12 protein-coding genes are annotated in these 11,263 nt (G+C 47.1%); 7 read left to right on the top strand and 5 right to left on the bottom strand.

Annotation, left to right across the window (positions count from 1 at the left end; all coding sequences use genetic code 11):
* Nucleotides 1–442: 442 nt before the first annotated feature.
* From DXC10_RS08410 to DXC10_RS08405, 3 genes are all read right to left on the bottom strand, one after another.
* Complete coding sequence (locus tag DXC10_RS08410; RefSeq protein WP_117737669.1) at nt 443–916, bottom strand: N-acetylmuramoyl-L-alanine amidase; 474 nt, start codon at nt 914–916, stop codon at nt 443–445.
* A 117-nt stretch (nt 917–1,033) separates the two neighbouring features.
* Nucleotides 1,034–1,135 (bottom strand): smalltalk protein, encoded by a 102-nt coding sequence (locus tag DXC10_RS16325; RefSeq protein ID WP_158557833.1) that lies wholly within the window; start codon nt 1,133–1,135, stop codon nt 1,034–1,036.
* Nucleotides 1,136–1,221: 86 nt separating this feature from the next.
* Entirely contained in the window at nt 1,222–1,734 is a 513-nt protein-coding gene (locus tag DXC10_RS08405; RefSeq protein ID WP_101544192.1) for an HU family DNA-binding protein, read from the bottom strand.
* Nucleotides 1,735–2,089: 355 nt separating this feature from the next.
* On the opposite strand from DXC10_RS08405, the gene DXC10_RS08400 reads away from it, so the two are divergent.
* The 3 genes from DXC10_RS08400 (at nt 2,090) to DXC10_RS16510 (ending at nt 3,078) form a co-directional block, all read left to right on the top strand.
* Complete coding sequence (locus DXC10_RS08400; RefSeq protein WP_101544189.1) at nt 2,090–2,326, top strand: DUF4248 domain-containing protein; 237 nt, start codon at nt 2,090–2,092, stop codon at nt 2,324–2,326.
* A 165-nt stretch (nt 2,327–2,491) separates the two neighbouring features.
* Nucleotides 2,492–2,734 (top strand): hypothetical protein, encoded by a 243-nt coding sequence (locus tag DXC10_RS08395; RefSeq protein WP_101544187.1) that lies wholly within the window; start codon nt 2,492–2,494, stop codon nt 2,732–2,734.
* Between the two features lie 74 nt (nt 2,735–2,808).
* Nucleotides 2,809–3,078, top strand: coding sequence for a type II toxin-antitoxin system RelE/ParE family toxin (locus DXC10_RS16510; RefSeq protein WP_255419792.1), 270 nt, complete (start codon nt 2,809–2,811; stop codon nt 3,076–3,078).
* 133 nt (nt 3,079–3,211) lie between these two features.
* On the opposite strand, the gene DXC10_RS08385 is transcribed toward DXC10_RS16510, so the two are convergent.
* Together DXC10_RS08385 and DXC10_RS08380 are read right to left on the bottom strand one after the other, a co-directional pair.
* Complete coding sequence (locus DXC10_RS08385) at nt 3,212–5,350, bottom strand: VapE domain-containing protein (protein ID WP_117737668.1); 2,139 nt, start codon at nt 5,348–5,350, stop codon at nt 3,212–3,214.
* 141 nt (nt 5,351–5,491) lie between these two features.
* Nucleotides 5,492–5,833, bottom strand: coding sequence for a hypothetical protein (locus DXC10_RS08380; protein ID WP_117737667.1), 342 nt, complete (start codon nt 5,831–5,833; stop codon nt 5,492–5,494).
* 421 nt (nt 5,834–6,254) lie between these two features.
* Between DXC10_RS08380 and sppA the strand changes: the two genes are divergently transcribed.
* The 4 genes from sppA (at nt 6,255) to thiL (ending at nt 11,122) form a co-directional block, all read left to right on the top strand.
* Nucleotides 6,255–8,024 carry a signal peptide peptidase SppA gene (gene sppA, locus DXC10_RS08375; RefSeq protein WP_101544180.1) on the top strand — a complete coding sequence of 590 codons (1,770 nt, stop codon included), beginning with the start codon at nt 6,255–6,257 and terminating at the stop codon, nt 8,022–8,024.
* Between the two features lie 136 nt (nt 8,025–8,160).
* A complete protein-coding gene (gene lpxK, locus DXC10_RS08370) occupies nt 8,161–9,276 on the top strand; it encodes a tetraacyldisaccharide 4'-kinase (RefSeq protein ID WP_101544178.1) in 1,116 nt (371 codons plus the stop codon).
* Nucleotides 9,233–10,042 (top strand): purine-nucleoside phosphorylase, encoded by an 810-nt coding sequence (locus DXC10_RS08365; protein WP_101544176.1) that lies wholly within the window; start codon nt 9,233–9,235, stop codon nt 10,040–10,042. Before lpxK ends, DXC10_RS08365 begins: the two co-directional genes overlap by 44 nt.
* Before the next feature lie 3 nt (nt 10,043–10,045).
* Entirely contained in the window at nt 10,046–11,122 is a 1,077-nt protein-coding gene (gene thiL, locus DXC10_RS08360) for a thiamine-phosphate kinase (protein WP_117737666.1), read from the top strand.
* Nucleotides 11,123–11,263 lie beyond the last annotated feature (141 nt).

The following is an 11,263-nucleotide window of genomic DNA, read 5'->3' as shown; positions in this document are numbered from 1 at the left end:
TTCTTAAGCTTTCATTCTTTTCAGAAAGCGGATGCAAAGGTAAGAACTTTATTTGTTATCTTCCAAATAAAACCGGAAGTTTTTTTTCAATTTTCTTTTTCCAAGGCTGAAATCGTATGGAAACGAATGCCAAAGAGCAGAAAAATGACAGGGTTCTTACACCGCTTCTGCCAGAATGTCAAACCATCGCTGCTCTCGTTCCCGAAAGCGGATGCAAAAGTAGGGCATTTGATAATAACACGCAAATATATATAACTCTTTTTTTTAAAAAAAAATCAAACTTTTTGCTAATACGCTGACTGATAAGGATGTTATAAAACATATTTCCCAAGGGAAGAGGAAAAAACACGGAAAGAAAACACATTATTATATATATGCACGCGCGAAGAAAGCGTACATATGTTCACAGTAACGAGGAAAAATACCGGAAAAAGTGCCGCTTTTATAAATAAGCCGGATTAGGCGGCGGCAGTTCCTGCAAAATAGTAGCAGCATCAAAACACGGACAGTCTTTAATCCATTCTTCCGGCTCTATCTCTCCGTTATGGTTTGCATCCGGGCTCAAGTCACGATGACCGCAAACACGGCTACCGGGATAATCCCGTAACAGCAACATGACAAGTACCCGCAAAGAATGTTTCTGAAAATCAGTACGGGTATCCGCAGAGCGGCCGTGGGTATCCAATCCCCCTTCGTAGCAGATGCCGATACTATGGGCATTATAGCCCCTGGCATGAGCGCCGGCTTGTTCCACCGGACGCAAACTCTTTATATCTCCGTTCTTGCGGATATAAAAATGGTAACCTGCGCCGGAGAAACCCCGGCGCAGGTGGTCTGTAGTCAAATCATGTTCCGTATAACAACGGTCCGAACGGGTGGCGGAACAGTGGATGACGATAAGATTGATAAATCTCATTTTGATTAAACATTAATTATTAGGTATTAAATATTAATTGGCTGCGCTCATGCCGCATGGAATTAATTTTTAATAATTAATATCTGATATTTAAGATCGAATATCTGATATTTAATTTTAAGCCGGCATAGCATTAGCGCCAAGAGCGCCCAAGACTGCCGAAGCTACTGCGATTACGATTTTCAGGAGTTTATCCCACCAAGATGATTTTGTTGCCATGATGATTAAATATTATGCACCCTCCGCCCCCTAAAAGGGGCGGAGAATACTCTGTTAATAAATAAGTTGAATGGGGAACGAGGGGTTTAGCCAAGCGGATTTTCGTTTTGATCTTCTCCGCTACCACTGCCGGAACCGCCCTGGTTACCGTCCGAACCGCTACCGCCATTTCCGTTCTCTCCGTCCAAGGCTGCCTGAATGTCGAGGAACTCGATTTTATCACCGGCACGGGTGGAAGCCAGATTGGGTTTGACACTGCTCGAAGCACGGAAATTGATCTTGACGCTCCTGATGTTCTTTGCCGAGCAATCCTTTACCTCGTCCACACCGGAAGAACGGGCGGAAAGGCTGAATACGCCGAACTCCTGGATATTTACGGAATGCCCGTTGTAAAGAGACGTGCGCATGGTTTCCACGAAATTAGTCAACACACTCTTGATGTCGCCGTAAGACAATGAACTTTTCTCTTTCATCTCATAAGCGATGCTGTCAAGAGTGACCGTCTGTCCCATAGTGACGAGACGGGGATGAAAGGTAACTGCGGAATCTTTGTCTTTGGGGTCTTTCCGGTAACCCACTTTTTTGAATGGTACTGCCATGATTAATTGATAATTAAGAATTAAAATAAAAAAAATCGGGCTGCGCAGCCACGGAAAAGGGAGATATTCAGAAATCAAAAATTCAAAATTCAAAATTCAAAATTCAGAAATCAGAAATAAGAAATAAGAAATAAGAAATAAGAACTTATGATTTGTAATTCTCTCGTTTCGTACAACAAAGATACAATCTCCCACCCCACCGTTTTGTCGCACTTTGCTCTCCATGTACATATATGATAGTATCTTGTATTTCAAACAATTATAATACACGCTTCGCTTTCCTGTCCATCCATTTTTTTGTACCTTTGAAGTATAGGTAACACGGATAATCAACTCAAAAAACTTAAAAAAGAAAATGGAAAATCATTGCATAGAAGAACCTTTCATGATCCGTTCTTACGGAAAAGCAGAACTGGCACACCTGTACAATCCCGATATGCCCATCGTAGCCGCCATGCGGAAGATGCGCTACTGGATACGACGGAATCCGGCATTGTACAAAGCCATGTATCAGGCGGGAGAGGCGAAAGGAGACCATAGATATACACGTCGGCAGGTGAGGCTGATTGCAGAAGTATTGGGAGAGCCGTAATAACATTAAAATCAAGAAAATAATATAAAAAAACCGAGCTTTCTTTTGTATTATCAAATAACATACCTAGATTTACATACACAATTTGGTACGTATTATATGTAATACCGGAATATATACCGAGTTTTTATGTATCTTTGCCCCAAATAAAAAATATATTTGAATATGAACACTTTAGAGTTGGAAGCTTACAAAGCCGAATTAGCAAGAGAAGTGTTGAACACTAACGATCCGGATGTGCTCGATACAATAAAAGATATCATGCGAAAAAGTGGAAATAATGAGAACCCTTGCCGTATGAGCATAAAAGAAGCCCAAAAGCAGTTGCAAGACTCTGAAAGACGATTTGAAAAAGGAGAATATATTAGAGAAGAGGATATGGAAGATTTCTATAATGCGTTGCAATAATGACTATACAGTACGACATTGAAGCTCAACGTCAAATTGGCGAAATCTTTTAATACGGAAAAAAGAAGTTCGGTATTCTTACTGCTTTAAGATTCAAGGAAGGAATTAGAAAAAAGATCAGTATGTTGAAAGACAATCCTCTCATTGGAAGTATTGAGTGGGAACTTACTGATGAAGAACATGAATACAGATTTCTTTTAGTGAAACCCTACAAAATAATATACTCTGTTAAAGGTGATATTATAAGGATTCATTTGTTTTGGCATACGCATCGTGACCCTGACATTTTAAGAAATTACCCTATCGGAGTTTGTGAAGACGTAGCTCCTTACGGAAAAGAATAATCTTTCAATTATCCCTATATAGCAAATCCCGTTTGATATACATCATACGGGATTTACTATATAGGCAAAACCTATTTCCATACCTGTCAAAACACAATGGCAGATACTTATCATCTCACCATCTTCCCCCCTATCACTCTTTAAACCTCCTCTCCACCTCCTCCGCCTGAAACTCCACCACCTCATATTCCGTACCGCCCTGTGCATTCACCCTCGTAGCGAAGCCGTACTTCTCCAAAGCCTGCACAAGCTCCTGCTGCGTCTGGCGGTTCACCTGAACCTTACCGAAGATGGTAAGATGGGTAAGGATGGCCGAAGCAGGCATCCACTTCACGTTCGTATCCCCTGCCAGGGCACGGCGGAAGAAGACGAAAAGGTTCTCCTCCACAGGGTCCTTCAAACGGTGAAGCTCGTTATGCAGGTTAAGCCCGTCTATCTCGTCGCCCTCGTACCAGTAACGGTAACCGCTGTCCAACAGAGCCATCGCCTGCGAGTAGACGCCGCAGTAATCCACCGGTTTACGGTAATCCACCGACAGCACCGATGAGGGCAGGAAACGCCGGTTACCGTCGATGTCCTGCAAGCAACGCCGCTTGTTGGTACTGGCGATGAAGGAGGCATGGCGGATAAAGCAGAAAGCCTGTGTGTCGTATACCTTACGCTGGATGATGCTGTCTTGGGTGATGATACGTTTCAACCCCGCAAGGTCACCGGCCTTTACGCCCTGGAACTCCTCCATATTGATGAGATAACGCGTGGAGAGCAGCAGCATGTCGTCCTTGTTGTCGGGGTTAATCATGCCCGTATGGTAGTATTCGTTCCACAAGGGAGGCAACAGGCGGCTTATCCAGGTGCTTTTGCCCTTGCCCTGTCCGCCAAAGAGTATCAAGACCAGCTGGTTCACTTTCTTCTCCCTCAAGGCGCAAGCCACCGACCCCACCAGCCAGCGGCGGAAGCTCTCGCGCCAGAACTCCCGGTCTTCGGTAAGGACGGTGTCGGCAAGCTCGCCGATGTAATCCCTCGTACCGTCCCAGGCGGGGAGGTTCAGCAGGTAATCCTCGAAAGGATTGAAGCAGGAGGCGTAATCGGAATCGACAATGGCTTTCAAGGTATTGAGCGAACAGTTGACACCGTCCGTAAGCAGGTTGACGTAGATGGAGTTCAGGTCTTTGGCGCGCAGGGGGCGGAAGAGGGGGGAAGGTCTTTCGGCAGCTACCTCCGTGTCACCTCCCTGAGTAATTTCCGCAAACTCCAGCCTGTCCAGTATCACATTCCGGCGGAAGCGGTAACGGCAGGAAAGGAAATCCATGATACGGCTGACAACAGGCACTTTCTCCTCTTTGGCTTTCACGGCAGCCTGTGTCTTGCTGACGTAACGGTAAGCGTTACGGATGGCGCTTGCCACATCCAGGTCATCCTGTTGAAAGTCGCGTACGGCAAATGCTATGGCAACCTCTTCGGGGATATCCTTACGGAAACAACGGTTACCCAGCACAAAGAGGAAGTTGTCACGGTTGCCCTCCCGGAACTTCTCCGAACGGCGGGTGGTGGAAAGAGCTTTCTTATATTCCAACGCGTGCCAGGGAGAAGTTTCAAGTGGCAGGGTGGGGTTGAAGGGCTTTTCACTTACCTCCTTCTCACTTACCACCTTCGTCCCTATTTCTTCTATCTCTCCCAGCAGTTCCGTATTGAAGTATGCCTGCACATCGAAAGAAGCGAAGAAGCCACGCCCGATGTCCTTGCCGCTGACATCAACCTCTACACCCGTTACCTGCTCTATGTGCAGACGGGCAGCCTCGTACATCAACGAATGGTGTTTCTCCAGTTCGGAATAAGTGATGACGGGAACAGAGAAAGCAGTCTGGCGCAGGCGGCGGGCGTACTCCGTGCGCAGGTACAGGAAGATTTTAAAGCCGTGGCGCTTCGGGGTGAGGAAGAAAGCCAGCACGTCGGGATCAGACGCGAGGGCTTGACGCACACCCTCTATCCGGCCGTCCTCCAAGTCGTCCACGTCGATGGTGATCACGGGGTTGTAACGTATCAGCGAGTGGGACTGGCGCACCGTGTGGTAATTACCCGTCAGCGTGAAGAAAGGCAACTGCTTCTTGATGGCGTTGGCTTTGGCGAGGTCGCCCAGCCGCAACTGCTCCTCCACCTTATGCACTGCAGGGAAGTAAGTGCCGCCACGGATATTAGAGAGTAAAGTACTTAGGTTGGTTTCGCCTGCAACGGCGGAGAAGCCGCGGTAAGCGGTAATGGAAATGTCTATCATCCTATCAATGTTTTAATCTGCCTTATTGGCGGGCACAAAGGTGGGGACTTGCTTCCGCATACGAAAATAGCCCTTTCCGGGGGGAAAAGGCTATCAAAACACTAATGCCGGTTACCGGGCAATACCGGTCGGTATATTGTTCTATCGGGTTTTGGGAAACAACCGCGAGAGCAGGTTATAAAGTTCTGTCTCAAGGGCTTTCTCTTTCATGGCGGTGCTGCAGTCGCGGCTTTTCTCCACGAAGCAGCAGGCGGTGAGGATACGTGCCCATTGGCGCACCTCATGCTTGATGTTGATGTCTTCGCGGGGATGCTCCTGATGGTAATGGATTTGCCGGACGATGGCTTCCAGCAAGAGCGGTTTGCCCTTGTCAATGTGCACCTTATCGGCAGTGAGCAGTTCGATACTTCCGGCAATTTCGGCCAGGTCAAGATTACTGTCTTTGGAGACAAGCTGCCAACGGCGGCTTTCTAAGACATCCACTTTTTTAAAATAGTAGTTTCCATACTTTTTTTACAATTTCGTTTAACATTAAAGCCAATTAATTAATATGGGAACGCGAAATTAAACATTAATTAGCAGACGGAGAAAAAAAGGGAAAATACTGTCTGCAATAATTCAAAAATCCCCATATGTCAGAGGAGGGTATACCCCCTCTTAAAATAACGGGGATTTTTCAGATAAAAAAGAAAAGAGAATACGCGCACATGCACGCATATACGTGCGTACTATATATACGGAGAGTTGAGATTGTCAGAAAAGAAGAAGATAGAGGGAGAGATGTACATTTTTAATGAATGACTGTGTGACAAACCGAAAAATCTTGCGACAAATAGGATAAATGTCAACCTAATTATTTATCTTTGTTAGCTTAAAAAAGTTAGCAACTAAAAACAATAAGACAATGAAAGATTTTCTGAAATTTACGCTTGCCACCGTAACGGGTATCATTGTATCGGGCGTCGTGCTGTTCTTCATCAGCATTCTGGTGTTCTTTGGTATAGCGTCTTCCTCAGAGTCGGAAACACAAGTCCGCAAGAACTCCATTATGATGTTGGAACTGAACGGTGCTCTGGTTGAACGCAGCCAGGAGAACCCGTTTGATTTCCTCTTGGGTGAAGAAAACACCACTTACGGACTGGACGACATCCTTTCTTCCATCAAGAAGGCAAAAGAGAATGAAGATATCAAAGGTATTTATATACAAGCAAGCTGGCTGGGCACAGGATTTGCCTCACTGGAAGAAATCCGCAACGCATTGAAAGATTTCAAGGAGTCCGGCAAGTTCATCGTGGCATACGGTGATAATTATTCGCAGGGACTTTACTATCTGGCAAGCGTGGCAGACAAAGTATTGCTAAATCCACAAGGTATGGTCGAATGGAAAGGTTTGGCATCTACTCCGATGTTCCTCAAAGATTTATTGGCTAAAATCGGTGTAGAGATGCAAGTATTCAAGGTGGGTACATACAAATCTGCCGTAGAACCGTTTATTGCTACAGAAATGAGCCCTGCCAATCGCGAACAGGTCAATGTGTATCTTTCTTCTATCTGGGGACAGTTGACCAGTGATGTAGCCGCTTCCCGTAAAATGTCTGCCGACTCACTGAATGCTGTTGCAGACCGTATGCTGGCTTTCTATCCCGCAGAGGAGAGTGTGCAATATGGATTGGTTGATACCTTAATGTATAAGAATGATGTACGCAACTATCTGAAAACAATGGTAGGTGTCGACAAGGACGACCGTATGCCTGTACTGGGATTGAAGGATATGGTGAACGTGAAGAAGAACGTTCCCAAGGACAAGAGCGGAAACGTGATTGCCGTATATTATGCTTACGGAGAAATTGACGGTGGCAGTTCTTCGGCTACCAGTGAAGAAGGTATCAATTCTAAAAAGGTAATCAGAGACTTGCGCAAGTTACAAGAGGACGAAGATGTGAAAGCCGTGGTACTGCGCGTGAATTCTCCGGGTGGCAGCGCCTACGGTTCGGAACAAATCTGGTATGCGATAAGCGAATTAAAGAAAGAGAAACCGGTAATCGTGTCTATGGGTGACTATGCCGCATCGGGCGGTTACTACATTTCCTGTAATGCGGATACGATTGTCGCCGATCCCACCACACTGACCGGCTCTATCGGCATCTTCGGCATGTTCCCCAATGCCAAAGGGTTGGCCGACAAAATCGGTGTGAGCTTCGATGTAGTGAAGACTAACCAATATGCTGACTTCGGCATGCTGGCACGTCCGATGAACGACGGTGAAAAAGGTTTGGTGCAAATGTATGTAAACCGGGGATATGACCTCTTCCTGACTCGTTGTTCCGATGGCCGCGGTATCAGCAAGGAAGAACTGGATAAGATTGCACAAGGTCGTGTCTGGACAGGCAGCACAGCAAAAGAGTTGGGACTGGTGGATGAGCTGGGCGGTTTGGACAAGGCATTGGAGATTGCTGTTGCAAAGGCAAAAGTAGATGCCTATACCGTTATGAACTATCCGAAGAAGGAAAGCTTCTTTGAAAGCCTGATGAATACAAATCCGGGGAACTATATCAAAGCTCGCATGCTGAAAGGCACAATGGGTGAGATATACCAGCAATTCGGTGCTTTGGAGAACTTTGACAAAGCAGACCGGATACAGGCACGTATACCGTTTGAACTGAATATCCAATAAAAGAAAGGTAAATTACGCAAACAAACATCGGATAAGCGTTATTCATCAATAGTACAAAATTCATATTGCTTGCGTAATTCGTGTAATTTGTGTTCTAATTTTTATTATGACGGCTAAGAATCAAGGGTCTGTTTAAATGGAGGACAACTTTATCAAAATACACTATGAGTTATACCCCCTCTCGTGGCTCTACGGGTTGGGGGTATGCTTGCGAAACAAACTCTTTGATTGGGGCTGGCTCCGGTCAAAGAGTTTTGACGTTCCTGTGATATGTGTGGGAAACCTCGCTGTGGGAGGAACGGGCAAGACACCGCATACGGAGTATCTGATAAAGTTACTGCTTCGGGAGAAACTGCACGTAGCCACGTTGAGCCGGGGTTACAAGCGGAAAAGCAAAGGGTATGTACTGGCTGCCGGTGACAGCAACGTGCGGGAAATAGGCGATGAGCCGTATCAAATCAAGAACAAATTTCCCGGAATACGGGTAGCGGTGGACGAGGACCGTTGCCACGGCATCGGGCAGTTACTGAAACTGGATGATCCGCCCGTAGACGTAGTTTTGCTGGATGATGCTTTTCAACACCGCTATGTGAAAGCGGGGCTGAATATCCTGCTGACCGATTACCACCGGTTGCTGTGCGAAGATGCCCTGCTCCCTGCAGGAAGGCTGCGCGAACCGGCAAGCGGGAAGAACCGGGCACAAATCGTCATCGTAACCAAATGCCCGGAAACCATCAAGCCGATAGATTTCAACATCATCGCCAAACGCTTGCGTCTGTTTCCGTATCAACAGCTGTATTTCTCGCGTTTCCGTTACGGAACATTGACACCGTTATTCCCGGAAAAGACGGATAACCGCCGGGAAGGATTTTCTTCTCTTTCAAGAGACGAGCAGGTATTGCTGGTAACGGGTATCGCATCGCCTGCGCCGTTGGTACAAGAGGTGAAGTCGCATACTCCGCACGTCACACTGCTGGCATTCGACGACCACCACGATTTCAGCCCGAAAGACTTGCAGATGGTTGAGGAACAGTTCTTGCAGTGGGACGAGAAGAAGCGGCTGATTATCACGACCGAAAAGGACGCGGCACGGCTGTTGCATCACCCTGCCCTGAGCGAAGCGCTGAAACCGTATATTTACGTGCTTCCCATCGAGATTGAGTTTTTACAAAATCAACAACATATATTTAACCAAAACATTATTGGCTATGTTAGAAAAGATTCAAGAAACAGCAGCTTACCTGAAAAGTAAGATGCACACGCAACCCGAGACAGCAATTATCCTCGGAACCGGACTTGGCAGCCTTGCCGGAGAAATCACCGAGAAGTATGAAATAAAGTATGAAGATATCCCGAACTTCCCCGTATCTACCGTAGAGGGACACAGCGGCAAGCTGATTTTCGGCAAGCTGGGCAACAAGGACATCATGGCGATGCAGGGACGCTTCCACTACTACGAGGGATATTCCATGAAGGAAGTTACATTCCCGGTACGTGTGATGCGCGAGTTGGGCATCAAGACGCTGTTCGTTTCCAATGCCAGTGGCGGCACGAACCCGGCTTTTGAGATCGGAGACTTGATAATTATCACCGACCACATCAACTACTTCCCGGAACATCCGCTACGTGGCAAGAACATTCCTTACGGGCCGCGTTTCCCGGACATGAGCGAGGCGTATGACAAGGAACTGATCCGCAAAGCTGACGAGATTGCCGCGGAAAAGGGTATCAAGGTGCAGCATGGCATATATATAGGTACGCAAGGCCCTACGTTTGAGACTCCGGCGGAATACAAGATGTTCCGCATTCTGGGAGCCGATGCAGTGGGCATGTCTACCGTTCCCGAAGTGATTGTCGCGAACCATTGCGGAATTAAAGTGTTTGGTGTATCTGTCATCACCGACCTCGGCGTGGAAGGCAAGATTGTGGAAGTCTCCCACGAAGAGGTACAGAAAGCCGCGGATGCGGCTCAGCCGAGAATGACGGAGATTATGAGGGAGTTGATTAATAGAGCGTAAAGAATGAGAACAGAAATAGCAACCCTCGGTGAGTTCGGCCTTATCCGCCACCTCACCGAAGGTATCGAACTAAAGAATAAATCCAGCCAATACGGCGTCGGCGATGATGCCGCCGTCCTCTCCTATCCTGCGGACAAAGAGGTGCTTGTCACCACCGACCTGCTGTTGGAAGGTGTACACTTCGACCTGACGTATGTACCCCTCAAGCACTTGGGTTACAAGTCGGCGGTAGTCAACTTCTCCGACATCTATGCCATGAACGGAACTCCCCGGCAAATCACCGTTTCGTTGGGGTTATCCAAACGTTTCAGCGTAGAGGACATGGACGAACTGTATGCCGGTATCCGGTTGGCGTGCGAGGAGTACGGAGTGGATATTGTGGGCGGAGACACTTCTTCGTCTTATACGGGACTTACCCTCAGCATCACTTGCATCGGAGAGGCTGAAAAAGGCAAGGTAGTGTATCGCAACGGTGCCAAAGAGACTGACCTTATCTGCGTGTCCGGTGATTTGGGTGCTGCCTACATGGGGCTGCAACTCCTGGAACGTGAAAAGGCCGTCCTCAAAGGTGGCGACAAAGACCTGCAACCCGACTTTGCCGGAAAAGAATATCTCCTGGAACGTCAACTGAAACCGGAAGCCCGTCGTGACATAATCCAGAAACTTGCAGAGGAGGGCATTCAGCCTACTTCCATGATGGATGTATCGGATGGCCTTTCTTCTGAACTACTGCACATCTGCAAGCAAAGCAAGGTAGGCTGCCGTGTCTACGAGGAGCATATCCCCATCGACTACCAAACGGCTGTCATGGCAGAGGAATTCAACATGAACCTGACAACTTGTGCCCTCAACGGTGGCGAGGATTACGAACTTCTGTTCACCGTCCCCATTGCCGACCATGAGAAGGTATCCGAAATGGAAGGTGTCAAGCTGATAGGTCATATCACCAAACCGGAACTGGGCTGTGCCCTGATTACCCGCGACGGGCAGGAATTTGAACTGAAAGCGCAAGGCTGGAACCCGTTACAGGAAGAATCCGCTACCGGAGAGAAATCCGAGGAAACCGGACAGGACTCATGAACAGACCCGGTCGCTAAAACGGATAAGTCTGAAAAGAATACCGAAAAAAGCAGATAAAGTTTCAACCTCTGTCTGTTTTTTACATCTGCAGAAACTGAAAAAACAAAGACAAATAGACTTTTTCAGTATTTTTTCTAAAAA

This window comes from Bacteroides sp. OM08-11 (genome assembly GCF_003438665.1).
In the GTDB taxonomy this organism is placed as follows: Bacteria; Bacteroidota; Bacteroidia; order Bacteroidales; family Bacteroidaceae; genus Bacteroides; species Bacteroides cutis.
The sequence above is the reverse complement of the archived record's forward strand: the minus strand, read 5'-3'. Positions and strand labels throughout refer to the sequence as shown.

Coding starts and splice junctions, on each gene's coding strand:
- DXC10_RS08410 (WP_117737669.1), bottom strand. CDS start 916: ATGAGATTTATCAATCTTATCGTCATCCACTGTTCCGCCACCCGTTCG.
- DXC10_RS16325 (WP_158557833.1), bottom strand. CDS start 1,135: ATGGCAACAAAATCATCTTGGTGGGATAAACTCCTGAAAATCGTAATC.
- DXC10_RS08405 (WP_101544192.1), bottom strand. CDS start 1,734: ATGGCAGTACCATTCAAAAAAGTGGGTTACCGGAAAGACCCCAAAGAC.
- DXC10_RS08400 (WP_101544189.1), top strand. CDS start 2,090: ATGGAAAATCATTGCATAGAAGAACCTTTCATGATCCGTTCTTACGGA.
- DXC10_RS08395 (WP_101544187.1), top strand. CDS start 2,492: ATGAACACTTTAGAGTTGGAAGCTTACAAAGCCGAATTAGCAAGAGAA.
- DXC10_RS08385 (WP_117737668.1), bottom strand. CDS start 5,350: ATGATAGACATTTCCATTACCGCTTACCGCGGCTTCTCCGCCGTTGCA.
- sppA (WP_101544180.1), top strand. CDS start 6,255: ATGAAAGATTTTCTGAAATTTACGCTTGCCACCGTAACGGGTATCATT.
- lpxK (WP_101544178.1), top strand. CDS start 8,161: ATGGAGGACAACTTTATCAAAATACACTATGAGTTATACCCCCTCTCG.
- DXC10_RS08365 (WP_101544176.1), top strand. CDS start 9,233: ATGTTAGAAAAGATTCAAGAAACAGCAGCTTACCTGAAAAGTAAGATG.
- thiL (WP_117737666.1), top strand. CDS start 10,046: ATGAGAACAGAAATAGCAACCCTCGGTGAGTTCGGCCTTATCCGCCAC.